The following is a 16,713-nucleotide window of genomic DNA, read 5'->3' on the forward strand; positions in this document are numbered from 1 at the left end:
AGATACGTGAATTTACTTTATAATATAGCAATACAACTTACTTCTGTTGTTTTAAAACTTTTAAGTTTGTTTAATAATAAACTAAAATTGGGAGTTAATGGTCGTGCGACAACTTTTACTAAACTAAATCAATTATTACACAAGAAGTCAAAAACATTATGGTTTCATTGTGCGTCTTTAGGCGAATATGAGCAAGGTTTACCCATCTTTACAGAATTAAGAAAGGATTATCCAAATCATAAAATTATACTCTCTTTTTTTCACCATCAGGTTACGAAATAAGAAAAAACGCTCCCTTTGCGGACATTGTAGTTTACTTACCGTTAGACACAAAACAGAATGCCAAGCGTTTTATTAGTCTTGTCAATCCTGAATTAACCGTATTTGTTAAGTATGAAATATGGCCTAATTATTTAAATGAATTAAAAAACAAAAACCTTAAAGCCATATTAATTTCCGCTGTATTTAGAAAAGATCAATCTTTTTTAAATGGTATGGCAGTCAAACTAGAGAGGCTTTATTTGCTTTTGAACACATATTTACTCAAAATGAAACCTCTAAGAAACTTTTAGAATCTATAAATTATAAAAATGTAACCATCTCTGGTGACACACGATTTGATCGTGTATCAAACCAATTAAACATAGATAATAATTTAGAGTTTATTAACGCGTTTAAAAACAATAAACTATGTATCGTTATTGGAAGCTCATGGCCAGAAGACGAGTCGTTAATAATTGAATTTATTAATAACTATAGTGGTACACCTGTTAAATTTATAATTGCTCCGCATAATATTAAGCCTAAACAAATAGAGAATATCCAGTCAGGCTTAATTAAGCCTACTGTTTTATTTTCCAAAAAAGAAAAACAGGATTTAAAACAATATGACGTTTTTGTTTTAGACACCATTGGTTTACTAAGCAAAACATATAGCTATGCAGATATAGCTTATGTAGGTGGTGCTATGGGCAACACTGGATTACATAATATACTAGAACCTGCTGTATTTGGAATCCCTATAATTATTGGAAAAAACTATCAAAAATTTCCAGAAGCGTTTGATATGATTAAAAATAAAGGTGTCCAATCAATTTCTAATTTTGCAGAATTAAGCTCTGTATTAAATAGTTTAATAAGCGATACAGATTTAAGATTAACTACCGGTAAACAAAACGAAGATTTTATTAAAAAAAATAAAGGAGCTATAATCCAAATCATGCAGTATTTACGTAAATAAAGCACTATGTATCAAAACCATAATTCTTTATTTACTAATTTAAGTATTATGTTTGATAACATATTAAACACTAAAAATAATAACTAATGAAAAAATTACTATTAAGTGCTGTTCTTGTATCAGCAATAACTTTTACATCTTGTAGAGAAGAGGATAAAAATAACGCAGAACAAGCAGGAGACGCTATTGAGAATGCTGCTGAAGAGACTGGTGAAGCTGTTGAAGATGGATTTGAAGCTACAGGAAAAGCAATAGATAATGCTGTAAATGAAACTAAAGAAGCAGGAGAATCTGTTAAAGATGCAGTTAATGAGGTATCTGATGACTTGAAAAAAGATTAATTCTTTTTTTAAATACTTACTAAATTTAAAAAACCTTATCAATTGATAAGGTTTTTTTGTTTTAAACGGACTTGGTTTCAACTTTTATAAATGAAAAAACCTCTTGAAAATCATAAGATTAACAAGAGGTCTAGTACTCGGGACGGGACTTGAACCCGTACGTCCTAATGGACATTGGATTTTAAGTCCAACGTGTCTACCAATTCCACCACCCGAGCGAAGGAATATTTTAAGGAAAATTCTCAGAGCGAAAGACGGGATTTGAACCCGCGACCCCCACCTTGGCAAGGTGATGCTCTACCCCTGAGCTACTTTCGCAGTCTTTAAATGAACGTGCAATATCGTATTGCGGTTGCAAATTTAGTACTTTTATACAAAGTACAAAGCTTTTTTTGAAAAAAAATTAAAAAAATTTATACTTGCTTCTTTTTCACCAACATACGTTTGATCTCATTTAGCTTCATTAAAGCTTCAACAGGTGTTAAGGTGTCAATATCGATATGTAAGATCTCTTCTTTTATATTTTCAAGCAATGGATCGTCCAAATTAAAGAAGCTTAATTGCATTTCATCTTGCATCGATTTTACTTTATCTGTCAATTCTTCGCTTGAATGACTTTTTTCTAGTTTTTTCAAGATCTGATTAGCGCGTCTTAGCACTTGTTGTGGCATTCCAGCCATTTTTGCTACGTGTATACCAAAACTATGTTCGCTACCACCTTGGACAAGCTTACGCAGAAATAGCACATTGTCTTTTAACTCCTTTACAGAGACATTAAAGTTTTTAATACGCTCAAAGGTCTCTGTCATTTCATTTAACTCATGATAGTGGGTTGCAAATAACGTTTTAGGTTTTGCTGGATGCTCGTGTAAATACTCACTAATAGCCCAAGCAATAGAGATTCCGTCATAGGTACTTGTTCCTCTTCCAATTTCATCTAACAAGACTAAACTACGATCTGAGATATTATTTAAGATAGATGCTGTTTCATTCATCTCTACCATAAAAGTAGATTCTCCCATTGATATGTTATCACTTGCACCTACACGTGTAAATATTTTATCGACAACACCTATTCTAGCCTCTTTTGCAGGCACAAAACTACCTATTTGAGCTAATAATACTATTAATGCTGTTTGACGTAAGATTGCTGATTTACCTGACATGTTTGGTCCAGTAATCATTATTATTTGCTGTGCATCTCTATCTAAAAATACATTATTAGCAATATAGGGCTGATCAATTGGCAGTTGTTTTTCAATAACTGGGTGACGACCATCAATAATATCTAAATCATGCGAGTCATCTAATGCTGGATATACATAATTATTATCTGATGCTAATTGTGCAAAACCACATAAACAATCTATTTTGGCTATTAAATACGCATTTTGCTGTACTGGTTTTATATACTGATTCATCCATTGTACCAAGTCTGCAAATAACTTTTGCTCGATTGCCATGATGCGTTCTTCTGCTCCTAGAATTTTGGATTCGTATTCTTTAAGTTCTTCAGTAATATAACGCTCTGCGTTTACCAACGTTTGTTTACGGATCCACTCTTCCGGAACTTTATCTTTATGTGTGTTTCTTACTTCTATATAATATCCAAAAACATTATTAGATGCTATTTTAAGAGATGTAATCCCTGTACGCTCACTTTCGCGTTGTAACATTTTATCTAAATAATCTTTTCCTGAAGTAGACAATGCTCTAAGCTCATCTAATTCGGATGAAAATCCAGAAGCTATGGAGCTTCCTTTTAGGATATTAACTGGTGCTTCCTCGTTTAAAGTTTCTTTAATTTTTTCGCGAAGCACATTACAACTTTGCAAATTATCTCCTATAACTTTAAGGGACTCATTATCGCAATTAGAAGACAACTCTTTAATAGGTATTATAGCTTCTAAAGAATTTTTAAGTTGAATTACTTCCCGAGGACTAACCTTTTGTGTTGCTATTTTAGATATTAATCGCTCTAAATCGCCTATTAATTTTATATGATGCTGAATCTTGTCCAATACAACACCATCTGTTTTTAAATAAGATACGACTTCGTGACGTTGCTTGATTTGATCTATTTGCTTTAAAGGCAATGCTAGCCAACGTTTAAGCAATCGTCCTCCCATTGGAGAAATGGTTTTATCAATAATATTTAGTAAGGTAACTGCATTATTGTTTGTAGAGTTGTAAAGCTCTAAGTTTCGGATTGTAAAACGGTCCATCCAAACATAGTCGTCCTCTGCAATACGCGAAATTGAAGAGATATGCTCTAGTTTGTTGTGCTGTGTTTCGGCTAAATAATGAAGTATTGAACCTGCAGCTATAATACCTTCATTTAAATTTTCAACTCCAAATCCTTTTAAGGACTTAGTATCAAAATGTTTTAACAACGTCTCATTTGCATAATCTGATTGATAGACCCAATCTTCAAGATTAAACGTGTGAAAATCTGCTCCGAAATGATCTGTAAATGTATTACGCTTTGGTTTTGCTACTAAAACTTCACTTGGACTAAAATTTTGAAGTAGCTTATCTATATATTCTTGATTTCCTTGTGAGGTTAAAAACTCTCCTGTTGAAATATCCAAAAACGAAATCCCAATATTAACCTTGCCAAAGTAAACTGAACATAAAAAGTTATTTGTTTTGGATTGTAACACCTCATCATTTAGTGCAACTCCTGGCGTTACTAATTCTGTAACACCACGCTTAACGATATTTTTGGTTTGCTTAGGGTCCTCTAATTGGTCACAAATAGCAACACGCTCTCCTGATTTTACTAATTTAGGCAAATAGGTATTTATAGAGTGATGCGGAAAACCTGCCAGCTCTGTCTCGCTATCACTTCCTGCGCCTCGTTTAGTTAAAGTAATACCTAAAATACCTGCTGCCTTTATAGCATCTTCGCCAAAGGTTTCGTAAAAATCCCCAACTCTAAATAATAACATTGCATCAGGATACTTAGCCTTGATTGCATTGTATTGCTTCATTAACGGAGTGACTTTTTTGCTTTTTGTTGCCAAAGGATATACGTTTTTATTAAGTTTGCAATGTAACTAAATATTGATTTTTTAAGAAGTCTATTTAAGTTTAGTTATTGATAATTATTCACAATTATTTTGATGAGAAAACTAAAAAACAGCGAATTAGACCGATTGAGTGTAAACGACTTTAAATCTGCAGAAAAAACACCAATAATTATTGTTTTAGACAACATTAGAAGTTTAAATAATATTGGTAGTGTGTTTAGAACTAGTGATGCTTTTTTAGTTGAAAAAATATACTTATGCGGAATCACTGCAACACCACCACATAAAGACATACACAAAACAGCTCTAGGCAGTACAGATACTGTAGCTTGGGAACATATTGAAAACACTTTAGATTTAGTTGAAAAACTTAAATCTGAAAATGTCACTATTTGTGCTATTGAGCAAGCTGAAAATGCCACTATGTTAGATGACTTTAAAGTCGAAACTAATAAAAAATATGCTTTGGTTTTTGGAAACGAAGTTAAAGGTGTTGCTCAAGATGTAGTCAACGCAAGCGATGTTGTTATTGAAATCCCTCAGTTTGGGACCAAACACTCGCTTAATATTAGTGTAAGTTGTGGTGTTGTGACTTGGGATATTTTCTCTAAACTAAAAGCATTATAAGTTTAAATTTCAATTATTCAACTAGCATATCGTTTAAAAACTTTATTTCGCTAATTAAATCACCATTGTCGGAAAACCCTTGTATGGAAAGCAAATAATTTGTTTCTGGACCATTGATTATTTTAAAAACCGATTGCCCTTTGCTATCGGTAACAACTATTGGCTTCCAATCCACCTCTTGCTCTAAATTATCTGAAGTATTAATATATTTGGGAGCATAATAAGTTTTTGCTTTATCAAATCCTGATTCAAAAAAATGTTTTCTGAATAATTCCGTTATATTATTTTTATAATTTGCTGTAGTAAACACATGAAAAATGGTGATTTTTGATTCTCTTCTAAAAGCTATATCACTAATATCTTCCATCCTCATTTGCAATGCACTAGGCAAGCTATAAGTATCCATTCCTTTACCATCCACTTTTAAAAACGCCTCCAAACCTCTGGCTACAAGATAAGTTTCCACACCTCTCCAACTAACCAAACTAGCACCTTCCGCTGCTTTTAAATATTCAAATAAAGTTAGATTTTTATTATAATATTGTTCTGGAATCTCCATTGGGTCATAAAACATTATACTGTCTTCGTATTCTCTATATTTTTTCATAAAAGCCCTACTATCTAACCTCATCTTATGCGCTTTACTAGATTTAAGCTTTACTGTATCCAAGTAAGTTGAGTTAGTATATACATAATCCAAAACATTATTTTCGTGCTTTGTTTTATAAAAATCATCTACCACTAAAGGCGCTCCATTATTTTTATTGTAATAAAAACTATTTAAACTATTTGTTAGCTTTGAAATACTATCAAAATACATGTTAAGAGGCTTGACTAATTGTTGACCATTGCGAATAAAACCTATTTTTATTGAATCCCCTTTGTACGCTATTAAATTTTTAAATTTAAAATTAAGCTTACTATTTAAATACGTTTTAGCCACAATTTGATTGTCATCAGAAAGTAAAACTAAATTATTTGACTTTAACGGACTTACTGTACCTGTTAGACTAAAACCAGATTCAAAATCATAACTATATTTAGGATTGTTATAATCCACAAATGCTTTAGTCGTATACTGCGACCAACCTTGGGTTAATAGCAACAAATCAACCTTTCTAGTATTATCTTTAGTGTTTTGATTAAAATATGTCGCTGGATTTTCCACGTAGCCTTTAACATAAGGTGATAACAAATAAGCACTTTGTATTGTCGTATATGGTTTATAATCTGTATCTGCTTTAAGCACTGAAATACTTAAGTTACTTTTTACATTTAAATCGTTTAATTTAAGTTGATATATAATAGAATCTTGAAGAACATTTAATTTTTCAATTTCAATTGCTGAATATTTTTCAGGTTTATCGATAAAAAACTGTCGTTCCAAAATTGGATTATTATTTTCAAAAACAGTAACGGTATTTACGCCATTAAATAAAGACTTTTTATTTAACTCTAAAACTACAGGTAGACTATCTTGAATTGTTAACTGAACAAAATCAAATATTTTATTTTTTTGATGAAATAATAACGTGTACTTAGGATGATTGGTTTTTACAGTCGCGCGATTAGATTGAAGTTTTACACTAACAACATCTTTATTTGACGTGTTAACCATGACCGAAACTCCTTTTTTATTAGCTTCAGGAATCATAACTTTTATAATAGTGTCTTTTATAAAAAACTCGGCTACATAAGATTCTGAAGGTTTATAATTAAACCTTACACTACCCATCCCTAAATGATCCTCATTAAATGTGGTAATTTCTTTTTTATTTGAATCTAAAACGCGTCCACTAAATGTACTGCTCTTACCATTCACCAATGCCTTTAACCCTAATGTATTGTTCACATCCTCTAAAAGGTAACCGCCTTCCGGAAACACCTGAACGTCGTATACTGTATGCTTTAATGTGTTTGTTTTAGGTTTTGGGATATTTCCGTTTATAAAAACCTTAGAAACAAATGTATTCGCCTCTCCAAAGTTTTTCATGTAATTGGTATTAGCTTGGACAAAGTAAAACCCTTCTGGTAAATCTTGATAAAACTGAAATTGTCCAACACCAACACCATTTGTGATTAAGACATTTTTAGTGTCTACAAGCACACCATTATCACTAAACAAACTTACGTATAACACTGACGTTTGTGCAGAAGGCTTATTATAAGCGTCCGAAACATAGGCTTTAAACCAAATAACATCTTCAGCAGAATAGCTTGTTTTATTAGTATGCACATACACTTTTTCAAAAAGTAATTGGTCTTTTTGTAAGGCGGTAATAACAGAATCGAAAGTATTACTTTGCGCGAATGCAAGTTGCGTAATAAAAACAAATACAAACCTTAGATTATATTTCATTTTAATTGATTGATTAATTAATTGATTGATTGCCAATCAAATTACACAAAATCAACGAAATAAATACTAAAGCGTAGAAAATAAAAATGTAACTAAAAAGAAGAAGCGTTACTTTAACCAAGTAAAGATTAAATAATAGGAACCCAGATTTGCTCTTCAACTTCAGGATTTGAAGGATGATAATCTTCTGGAAGTTTTTCAAAATGCGGTCTATCGTCTAAGCTGTAACCAGACTCAGGCAACCAAGTCGTGTGTATATATTGCCATACCTTAAAAAAACCATCTGGTTTACCCTTAAAATTAAACACAGCATACAGTCCTTTTTTTATTATTAACGTAGCCATATTTTGAGGAACAGTATCAAAATTAGATACCTCTACTCCAACCCATTTTTCAAAAGTTGTATTTGGAGTCATTTTAGCATAATCAAAATCGTGATAAACCTGAATAGATAATTTTTGAGTACCAACACGATTTTTGATTTGATTAAGTCTTGGCATAAACTGACGTGCTAAATCACCAGTTCCTTGTGCATTAGTAATAAAGGTCAAGTTGTCTTTTAAACCAATTACCAAAATTGCATTAGATGTTATAATTTTAGGCGTCATCATTACATATTTGTTTTAATAACCATAAATAATCTGACCTATGTTTAACAAAATCTTTATCTGAGATGTCAATAATTTTGACATTAAATTCGGTTTGACTTTTCAAAAACTCCAAATAACCTGCATTAATTTTTTCTAAATAATCATCTTCAATTTCGCTTTCATACTTACGCCCACGTTTTTTTATATTAGCCTGAAGACGCTCTGTATTTTGATATAAATAGACATACAAATCTGGTTTTGCAATGTCTTTGTACATCAAGTAAAACAGTTTACGATACAGCTTAAACTCGTCTGGTTGCAATGTGATTTTAGAAAAAATCAAAGATTTAAAAACATCATAATCGCTTACAATAAAATCTTTAAACAAATCTAATTGCCCTAAGTCGTCTGTTATTTGCTGGTAACGATCTGCAAGAAAAGACATTTCTAAAGTAAAGGCGTAACGTTGCGGTTCTTTATAAAATTTTGGCAAAAAAGGGTTATCTGCAAAACGCTCTAACACTAACTTAGCATTAAAATCTGAAGCTATTTGTGTAGACAAACTGGTTTTACCTGCTCCAATATTACCTTCAATAGCAATATAATTATGTTTAGAAAAGTCAAATTGTTTATTTGGGTTTTTCAACCAAATTTTAATTTGTTCTAATTCATTAGTATCTTCACAAATAGCTAACAAATCGTCAACAGATTGTTTTAGTTCTGGATGGATAAAACTGCCTGCAATTAGCTGTAAAGGCTCCAATACAAAACGACGTTTATGAGCTTCGGGATGCGGAATTATTAAATTTTTATCTTCAATAATTTCATCTTCAAAAAATATAATATCTAAATCTATTATCCTTGACTCATACCCTTCTGTTTGCTTTGGAGTACGTCCTAATTTTTTTTCAATTTGCATCAATACACTCAACACCTTTTTAGGTTTAAGCGTTGTTTTTACAGCAATACATGTATTTAAAAAATCATCACCTTCAAACCCAAAGGCTTTACTTTGATACACTTTTGCTATACTTACAATAGTCCCAACTTCTGCAAACACAGCGTCTACAGCGTTTTGTAAGTTTTTAAACTTATCGCCTTTATTACTTCCTAATGCTATGTATACTGTTTTAATCTCCTGCATAATTTCTTCAGCAAAATAACTAAAAGAAATTCACTTAGTGCTTATCTTTATCAAATCTGTTAATAAGTTTTTATGACCTTAAAAGACAAATTGCTTGCTCAAAAAATCTATCTACTTCTAGGTGCGCTTTTTATAACCTCCTTAGTGGTATCTAATCTTATTTTTCAAAAATTTTTTTATTGGTATCCTTTTGAGATTGAAATTTTTGGTTCAAAATTATTTGAAGTTTCCGTTGGCATATTACCTTATCCAATCACCTTTTTAATCACGGATTTAATAAGTGAGATTTACGGTAAAAAACGTGCTAATCAAGTAGTTATTGGCGGAATATTTGCTTCGTTTTTTTCACTATTAATAGTCTTTACCGCTAATGCTGTTTCTGCAACAAGCTGGTCGCCTGTTAATGACAGCCTATTTACTACCGTATTTGGTAATACTATGATTGCTGTTTTTGCTAGCATGATGGCATATTTATTAGCACAATTAGTTGACATCCAGATTTATCATTTTTGGAAACGCATTACTAAAGGCAAGCATTTGTGGCTACGTAATAACTTTTCGACTTTTTTATCGCAGTTTGTTGACACCTTTTCTGTACTGTTTTTATTATGCGCTTTTGGTGAGATTAGTTGGGACCGATTTGCAGGTTTACTAATTAGCGGTTTTATATTTAAAGTTATAATTGCAGTGTTTGATACGCCCTTTTTATACTTGGGTGTTTACTTATTTAAAAAACGCTTTAAACTTAAGCAAAACGAAGAATTACAACTACTTTAACAAATGCTAAACTTTTATTAAATACTTTTGTTTAAACAACTATTTACTTAATCTATACGTAGATAGAATAAAGATTAAACAACACTATTTGATGAAAAAAAGCTAAAAATCGTAGGTATATCATTACTAATTCTTGTTGCATTATTAATTGCTAGTCCTTTTATTTTCCAGAGTCAAATAAAAGATATGGTTAGAAATTATATTAATGAAAGCGTAAATGCCAAAGTCACTTTTGACGATGTAGACTTAAGTTTTATACGAAGTTTTCCGCAGGCTAACGTTACTTTAGACAATTTAACAATAACCAATGTGGCTCCTTTTGAAAACGATACTTTAGCTAAAGTCCAAATCTTATCGTTAGACATGTCTATAAAAGAGCTTTTTAAAAATGCTACCGAAGAGCCTATAATTATCAACTCAATAGCAATTGATAATGCATTTGTAAATTTAAAGACTAATAAAGATGGTGCTGTAAATTGGGATATTGCAAAAGCATCTGACACACCAACAACAGATAACAATTCAAGTAGTGATGGGTTTGTTTTTGATATAGAAAACTACAGCATATCCAACAGTGCGTTTAATTATTTAGATGAAACTAACAACACTATATTTAAAATTACCAATTTAAATCATTCCGGAAACGGAACCTTCTCTGGTGATGTATCTGAATTAGACACTAAAACAGAAGCCAACGTAACCTTTAGTATGGATGGCACGGAATTTTTAAGCAACAACAGTTTAAAACTAGATGCCTTAATAGATTTAGATTTATCAAATAGTAAATATACTTTTAAAGAAAACAAAGCTTTAATTAATGATTTACCATTAGAGTTTAAAGGCTATGTACAATTAATAGAAGCTGATCAGGATATTGATATTTCATTTGAAAATCCAGGATCTACGTTTAAAGATTTTTTAGCTGTTATACCAAAAACTTATGCTAAAAACTTAGACAATGTTGATACTAGTGGTAACTTTAAAATAAATGGAATAATTAAAGGTCAGTCTACTGAGACTACCATTCCGACATTAGATATTAATATACTATCAGACAATGCCTCTTTTAAATTTGCCGAACTACCAAAACGTGTAGAAAACATTAATATAAACGTAGAAATTAAAAATGATAACGGAATCGTAGATGATACTTATGTTAACATTAATACATTAAATTTTAAAATAGACCAAGATCAATTTAAGAGTTCGGCCACTATTAAAAATTTAACCAAAAACATGCTAGTTAATGCTAATTTAGATGGTGTTTTAAACTTAGCAAACTTAACAAAAGCGTATCCAATTGAGTTAGAAAATGAATTAAAAGGAATTTTAAAAGCAAAACTAAATACTAGTTTTGATATGAATGCTATTGAAACTAATGCCTATGAACGCATTAAAAACAACGGAAGCGTTAGTCTATCGGATTTTGTGTTTTCGTCTGCAGATATTGTAAATCCAATTAACATCTCTAAAGCTTCCATAAATTTTAATCCAGGTACTATTACTTTAGATAATTTTATAGCTACAACAGGTCAATCAGACCTAAATGCAACTGGAAGTATTAATAATTTACTTGGCTTTTTATTAAGTGATAAAAAACTAGAAGGAAACTTTAATGTTAAGTCTAATGTTTTTAAAATTAGCGATTTTATGGTTGAAGGAGGCAGTGAAGCTCCTGTCAATCAAAGTACAGAACCTGCTACTGCTTTAAAAATTCCAGCATTTTTAGATTGCACAATTATGGCAGATGCAAAAACTGTGTATTATGATAACTTAATATTAAAAGATGTTAAAGGAAGTCTTAAAATCGCAGATGAGACTGCACAATTAAACAATGTAACCTCTAGTATATTTAATGGTAATTTAAGCCTAGAAGGACTAATAGACACCAAAACAGCAAAACCTACTTTTAATATGAATGTTGGTGCAAAAAACTTTGACATCGCACAATCATTTAATGACTTAAATTTATTACAAGCATTAGCTCCAATAACTAAAGCTTTACAAGGAAAACTAAATAGCTCAATTAATCTATCTGGTACATTAGGCGAAGACTTCACACCACTTTTAAACTCGATATCAGGAAACGCTTTAGCAGAGCTGCTAACAACCAAAATAGAACCTAAAAACAAACAATTGTTTTCGTTGTTAGAAAGTAAATTAAACTTTTTAGATTTCAGCAAATTAGATTTAAAAGATTTAAAAACAAAACTCTCCTTTAATGATGGTCAGGTTAGCGTTAATCCTTTTGATATAAAATATAAAGATATTAAAATGACTGTTGGTGGATCACACACGTTTAGTAACACGATGAATTATCAAGTTGTATTAGATGTACCAGCAAAATATCTAGGCACAGAAGTCAATAATTTAATAAACAAAATAAACGATGCAGCTGTAAATGATATTAAAATACCTGTAACTGCAACCATTTCTGGAAACACTTTAAAACCACAAGTAACTACAGACTTAACCAGTGGTGTAAAAAACCTAACCTCACAATTAATTGAAATAGAAAAACAAAAACTTATTAATAAAGGTAAAGACAAACTTACTGATGTTGTTGGTAACATATTAGGCGGAAACAAACCTAAAGACAGTACGTCAACACAAAGTAATGGTGGTGTTAAGGATGTTTTAGGAAACATACTAAATGGAAATAATACGCCAAAAGACACAACCAAAACTACAAATGACAAGCCTAAAGACCAAGTAAAAGATGCTATAAAAGGCTTGTTTGGCAAAAAGGATAAGTAATAGTATTTGAAAACTTTAACATTTAATAGTCGTTTTTATATGTTTTTTTAATGAATTTTAGTCGTTTGGGCTATTTCCTAAAAAGAAACTGTTAATAATTAGGAAATGTCAAAAATAATGTTAGATTGTTGGTATAACTTTAAAACAATTTGGACTGAATGAGGCAATTAAAAATTACCAAGCAAGTTACCAACCGCGAATCTAAATCACTAGACAAATACTTACAAGACATTAGCAAACTTCCCATGATTACAGCAGAGGAAGAGGTCGAGTTAGCTCAAAAAATTAGAGAAGGCTGTCAAAAATCTTTAGATTTACTTACCACTGCTAACTTACGTTTTGTAGTTTCTGTTGCAAAACAATATCAAAACCAAGGATTAACATTACCAGATTTAATTAATGAAGGTAATGCTGGACTTGTAAAAGCTGCCAAGCGTTTTGATGAAACTAGAGGATTTAAATTTATTTCTTATGCTGTTTGGTGGATCAGACAAGCAATTCTTTCTGCTTTAGCAGAACAATCTAGAATTGTAAGATTACCATTAAATAAAATTGGATCTATAAATAAAATTAGAAAAGTAACCTCTCATCTAGAGCAAGTTAATCAAAGACCTCCTAGCGCTTCAGAAATCGCAAAAGAGCTTGACCTAACTATAAGTGATGTAAAGCAATCCATGAAGATTTCTAGTAGACACGTCTCTATGGATGCACCTTTAAAAGAAGGTGAAGATTATAGCTTATATGACTTAGTTAGCTCTAACGACTCTCCAAATCCAGATACGCAGTTAATGCGTGAGTCATTAAATACTGAGATTGACAGAGCTTTAGAAACTTTAACACCTAGAGAAAGTGATGTTATTAGACTTAACTTTGGTTTAAGTGATCAACCAGCAATGACGCTAGACGAAATAGGTCGTACTTTTGATTTAACACGTGAGCGTGTAAGACAAATTAGAGAAAAAGGAATCAGACGTTTACGTCAAACTTCTAAGAGTAAGATATTAAAAACCTATTTAGGATAAACTAAATAGACTTTTTTAGATATTAAATAGTAAAAAAATGCAATATTAATTTGAATTATATTTTAATTTAATAGATATTTGCACCAGATTTAAAATTTAGATATGTTAAGAATTGAAATAAAAGAAGGCGAAAATATAGAACGTGCTCTAAAACGTTACAAACGTAAGCACAGAAACGTAAAAGTTATGCAAAACTTAAGAGAGAAGCAATACTTTACTAAGCCATCTGTAAAAAACAGAAGACAAATACAAAAAGCTAGTTACATTCAAGGTCTTAGAGACGCAGAGAATATATAATTAACTACTTTATTTATATAAAAAAACCACGCATTTTTAAATGTCGTGGTTTTTTTGTTGGGTAAAATTAATAATTCCTTTTTATAAGTATTCGTTATCAACGTACTTAAACCCAATATATTATTATGTAAATTATATTAAATCTTAAAATACAACCTTAAAATCACTTTAAAACCCTTACTAGCGCTAATCTGAGATCGGACTCATAACTGTAAGCATCTAAGCTAATTGTTATAATTATTTGTAGTCGCGTACTATAAATCCATGCAATCAGGTTTTAAAATCTATTGTTTTAATAAATTACCTCCACTGCTGTTAGTATATATAATATTTTTTAATGTACCATCATAAGTAACACTCCAAACAATTAATTTACCAGAATCTTTTGGATTATAACTTTCGCTTGGTTTTTTTGTTACGATAAATATTCTTTTTAACAAGCTTAATTTATTATGTAATTCGCAATTTGATAAACTTTCAAACGCGTCAAATGGTTTTACATAGTTAATTATATTAACATCTTTTTCTTCTCCTAAATCAATTAAGTCATGTTTTTCAAAATCTGGAGAAGCAATTTTAAACAAATAAGTATCGTGTAAAAATCTCTCGTCACTACTTTTAATATTAAAATAAGCATGATAACCTAAATCATCTATTATAAAAGAGGAATTATCAACGTAGATATATAATTCTTCAATATTTTTCTCTTGCGAAAAGCTATTGCTAAAAAACAAGCTAAATAAAAGTAAAATAATTTTGTATTTCATATTGATAATTTTTAATTACAAGTATTTGTATATTTTGCTCTAGCAACACCTTGTACATATATTTTTTTAGAAAGCTCTAAAGCATTATTACTAATCGTATTTTGATTTATTTCTGTGTCTCCTATATGAGAAACTTTAAAATTTGAATGTTGTGCTTTAAAATTTTGATTTACATTTATATCTTCATCTTTTCGCAATTAGTAAAGACACAAAAGAGACTTAAAAAAAGTAAAATTGACAAATGGTTTTTTGATTTTTTCATATTGATTTATATTAGGTTGCTCAAATCAAAAAAAAAAAAGCTTCAAAACTAATTTATTTTTCAAAAAACAATGCATTTCATCGAAAAAGCCATTTTTTTCAAAATCATGCTGTGGTTAAAACCACACTTGGGACTTTTTTGGGTCAAAAGCTTAAAAATTCAACTTCAAAATCACCATCTAACAAATCTTTCATAATAATAGGATTACCATTAGAATAAAACTTTAAAGTAGGTTTATTAATAACTTGATTTAATAAACCGTGTTGTTCCAACACCGTTTTAGTTTGTCTAGCAACTGCTGCACCAGAATCTATAATTTTTACGTGACTAGGTAGTAATTTTAAAAGTTGAGGAACTAAATAAGGATAATGTGTACACCCTAAAACTAGATAATCAATATTTGCTTGTATCATAGGTTTAAGATACGTTTTAAGCAAATCTGTCATTTGACTAGATACGATATTACCGCTTTCTATTAATTGTACAATACCTTCGCCTTCTTGCTCAATAATTGTAATACCATCACTATACAACAAAGAGGTGTTATGAAACAACTCACTACTTAAAGTACCTCTAGTTGCCAAAATACCTATGGATTTAGTTTTTGTATTTAAAGCTGCTGGTTTTATAGCAGGTTCTATACCAATAATAGATGTCTTATATTTTTGTCTAAGGTGTTTAATAGCATTAGTCGTGGCTGTATTACAAGCCACTACAATTAGCTTACTGTTTTGATTAAGCAAATACTCTGTATTTTTCTCAGAAAGCGCTATAATAGCCTCTTTTCCTTTTGGACCATAAGGCGCATTTTTACTATCTGCAAGATAAATTGTATTCTCGTTAGGAAGTAATCCATGAATAGCTTTCCAGATGGATGTTCCACCTACTCCAGAATCAAAAATACCAATGGGTTGTTTACTCATAATTATAAATAAAAAAAGCTGTCTAAAGTTAGACAGCTTTTTTTAATTTGAAAGGGATTTTAATTAAAATCCTAATTCTTTTTGAACGTCTTTTAAAAGGTCTTTACCTGCAGCCATAATTACTCCAGATCCTTGAGAAGAATCTAATACGTAATTAAAACCTTGTGCTTTACCAACTTTTAAAATAGCTGCTTTAGCTTTTTCTGTAATTGGCTTTAATAAATCTAATTCCTTTTTTTCTATTTGTTGTTGAGAGTCTGCTTGAAACTGACGGATACTTTGTTGCATTTGTGCTAACTCTTCACCACGTTGTTGGTTTACTTCGTTAGTTTTTGTAGGTGCTTCAGCTTCATATTGCTTAGCTTTAGTTTGGTATTCTTGCACCATTTCTTGGATATCTGCTTGATATGTTTTACCCATTTTTTCCATTTCAGCTTTAGCTGAAGTCATTTCTGGCATAGACTCTACAAGGACTCCTGTATCAATATGAGCTACTTTGGTTTGAGCATTTGTAAAACTTGTTGCACCAATAAATAATGCTGCTGCAAATAAAAGTGTTTTAATTTGTTTCATTT

General features: G+C 30.7%; 14 protein-coding genes, 2 tRNA genes and 1 pseudogene. 7 read left to right on the forward strand and 10 right to left on the reverse strand.

Annotation, left to right across the window (positions count from 1 at the left end):
* Positions 1-6 precede the first annotated feature (6 nt).
* Positions 7-1,240 (forward strand): annotated as a pseudogene (locus AC0L3M_RS09295) (3-deoxy-D-manno-octulosonic acid transferase).
* Between the two features lie 86 nt (positions 1,241-1,326).
* A complete protein-coding gene (locus AC0L3M_RS09300; protein WP_292942680.1) occupies positions 1,327-1,581 on the forward strand; it encodes a hypothetical protein in 255 nt (84 codons plus the stop codon).
* Positions 1,582-1,715: 134 nt separating this feature from the next.
* Here AC0L3M_RS09300 and AC0L3M_RS09305 read toward each other — a convergent pair.
* The 3 genes from AC0L3M_RS09305 to mutS form a co-directional block, all read right to left on the reverse strand.
* Positions 1,716-1,799 (reverse strand) — tRNA-Leu (locus AC0L3M_RS09305).
* Between the two features lie 28 nt (positions 1,800-1,827).
* Positions 1,828-1,899: transfer RNA gene (locus AC0L3M_RS09310), tRNA-Gly, on the reverse strand.
* A gap of 95 nt (positions 1,900-1,994) precedes the next feature.
* Positions 1,995-4,607, reverse strand: coding sequence for a DNA mismatch repair protein MutS (mutS, locus tag AC0L3M_RS09315; protein ID WP_473430556.1), 2,613 nt, complete (start codon positions 4,605-4,607; stop codon positions 1,995-1,997).
* A gap of 99 nt (positions 4,608-4,706) precedes the next feature.
* Between mutS and AC0L3M_RS09320 the strand changes: the two genes are divergently transcribed.
* The gene (locus AC0L3M_RS09320; RefSeq protein ID WP_339809207.1) at positions 4,707-5,240 is read left to right on the forward strand and encodes an RNA methyltransferase; all 534 of its coding nucleotides are present in this window, start codon (positions 4,707-4,709) and stop codon (positions 5,238-5,240) included.
* A gap of 13 nt (positions 5,241-5,253) precedes the next feature.
* Here the strand turns inward: AC0L3M_RS09320 and AC0L3M_RS09325 are convergent, their stop codons facing one another.
* The 3 genes from AC0L3M_RS09325 to folK all read right to left on the reverse strand — a co-directional run bounded on the left by AC0L3M_RS09325 (position 5,254) and on the right by folK (position 9,333).
* Positions 5,254-7,599, reverse strand: a complete 2,346-nt coding sequence (locus AC0L3M_RS09325; RefSeq protein ID WP_473430557.1) for a hypothetical protein — start codon at positions 7,597-7,599, stop codon at positions 5,254-5,256.
* A gap of 128 nt (positions 7,600-7,727) precedes the next feature.
* Positions 7,728-8,210, reverse strand: coding sequence for a GyrI-like domain-containing protein (locus AC0L3M_RS09330; RefSeq protein WP_473430558.1), 483 nt, complete (start codon positions 8,208-8,210; stop codon positions 7,728-7,730).
* Positions 8,197-9,333 (reverse strand): 2-amino-4-hydroxy-6-hydroxymethyldihydropteridine diphosphokinase, encoded by a 1,137-nt coding sequence (gene folK, locus AC0L3M_RS09335; protein WP_292942665.1) that lies wholly within the window; start codon positions 9,331-9,333, stop codon positions 8,197-8,199. The genes AC0L3M_RS09330 and folK overlap by 14 nt, the downstream gene beginning before the upstream one ends.
* Positions 9,334-9,405: 72 nt before the next feature.
* Between folK and AC0L3M_RS09340 the strand changes: the two genes are divergently transcribed.
* The 4 genes from AC0L3M_RS09340 to rpsU all read left to right on the forward strand — a co-directional run bounded on the left by AC0L3M_RS09340 (position 9,406) and on the right by rpsU (position 14,186).
* Positions 9,406-10,110: a queuosine precursor transporter gene (locus AC0L3M_RS09340; RefSeq protein WP_473430559.1), complete on the forward strand. Its 705-nt coding sequence runs from the start codon at positions 9,406-9,408 to the stop codon at positions 10,108-10,110.
* Between the two features lie 147 nt (positions 10,111-10,257).
* Positions 10,258-12,867 carry an AsmA family protein gene (locus AC0L3M_RS09345; RefSeq protein WP_473432496.1) on the forward strand — a complete coding sequence of 870 codons (2,610 nt, stop codon included), beginning with the start codon at positions 10,258-10,260 and terminating at the stop codon, positions 12,865-12,867.
* A gap of 158 nt (positions 12,868-13,025) precedes the next feature.
* A complete protein-coding gene (locus tag AC0L3M_RS09350; protein WP_145003481.1) occupies positions 13,026-13,889 on the forward strand; it encodes a sigma-70 family RNA polymerase sigma factor in 864 nt (287 codons plus the stop codon).
* 102 nt (positions 13,890-13,991) lie between these two features.
* A complete protein-coding gene (gene rpsU / locus AC0L3M_RS09355) occupies positions 13,992-14,186 on the forward strand; it encodes a 30S ribosomal protein S21 (RefSeq protein ID WP_028283445.1) in 195 nt (64 codons plus the stop codon).
* A 284-nt stretch (positions 14,187-14,470) separates the two neighbouring features.
* Here the strand turns inward: rpsU and AC0L3M_RS09360 are convergent, their stop codons facing one another.
* From AC0L3M_RS09360 to AC0L3M_RS09375, 4 genes are all read right to left on the reverse strand, one after another.
* A complete protein-coding gene (locus AC0L3M_RS09360) occupies positions 14,471-14,953 on the reverse strand; it encodes a hypothetical protein (protein WP_473430560.1) in 483 nt (160 codons plus the stop codon).
* A gap of 11 nt (positions 14,954-14,964) precedes the next feature.
* Positions 14,965-15,150 (reverse strand): hypothetical protein, encoded by a 186-nt coding sequence (locus tag AC0L3M_RS09365; RefSeq protein ID WP_473430561.1) that lies wholly within the window; start codon positions 15,148-15,150, stop codon positions 14,965-14,967.
* Between the two features lie 208 nt (positions 15,151-15,358).
* Complete coding sequence (murI, locus tag AC0L3M_RS09370) at positions 15,359-16,138, reverse strand: glutamate racemase (RefSeq protein WP_473430562.1); 780 nt, start codon at positions 16,136-16,138, stop codon at positions 15,359-15,361.
* A 63-nt stretch (positions 16,139-16,201) separates the two neighbouring features.
* Positions 16,202-16,711 (reverse strand): OmpH/Skp family outer membrane protein, encoded by a 510-nt coding sequence (locus AC0L3M_RS09375; protein WP_292942639.1) that lies wholly within the window; start codon positions 16,709-16,711, stop codon positions 16,202-16,204.
* Positions 16,712-16,713 lie beyond the last annotated feature (2 nt).

Source organism: Olleya sp. KJ81-1 (assembly GCF_055808135.1).

Bases quoted from the DNA above. Each gene is read 5' to 3' on its own strand.
- AC0L3M_RS09300 (WP_292942680.1), top strand. From the start codon at position 1,327: ATGAAAAAATTACTATTAAGTGCTGTTCTTGTATCAGCAATAACTTTT.
- murI (WP_473430562.1), bottom strand. From the start codon at position 16,138: ATGAGTAAACAACCCATTGGTATTTTTGATTCTGGAGTAGGTGGAACA.
- AC0L3M_RS09330 (WP_473430558.1), bottom strand. From the start codon at position 8,210: ATGATGACGCCTAAAATTATAACATCTAATGCAATTTTGGTAATTGGT.
- AC0L3M_RS09320 (WP_339809207.1), top strand. From the start codon at position 4,707: ATGAGAAAACTAAAAAACAGCGAATTAGACCGATTGAGTGTAAACGAC.
- AC0L3M_RS09360 (WP_473430560.1), bottom strand. From the start codon at position 14,953: ATGAAATACAAAATTATTTTACTTTTATTTAGCTTGTTTTTTAGCAAT.
- folK (WP_292942665.1), bottom strand. From the start codon at position 9,333: ATGCAGGAGATTAAAACAGTATACATAGCATTAGGAAGTAATAAAGGC.
- AC0L3M_RS09340 (WP_473430559.1), top strand. From the start codon at position 9,406: ATGACCTTAAAAGACAAATTGCTTGCTCAAAAAATCTATCTACTTCTA.
- AC0L3M_RS09350 (WP_145003481.1), top strand. From the start codon at position 13,026: ATGAGGCAATTAAAAATTACCAAGCAAGTTACCAACCGCGAATCTAAA.
- rpsU (WP_028283445.1), top strand. From the start codon at position 13,992: ATGTTAAGAATTGAAATAAAAGAAGGCGAAAATATAGAACGTGCTCTA.
- AC0L3M_RS09325 (WP_473430557.1), bottom strand. From the start codon at position 7,599: ATGAAATATAATCTAAGGTTTGTATTTGTTTTTATTACGCAACTTGCA.
- AC0L3M_RS09375 (WP_292942639.1), bottom strand. From the start codon at position 16,711: ATGAAACAAATTAAAACACTTTTATTTGCAGCAGCATTATTTATTGGT.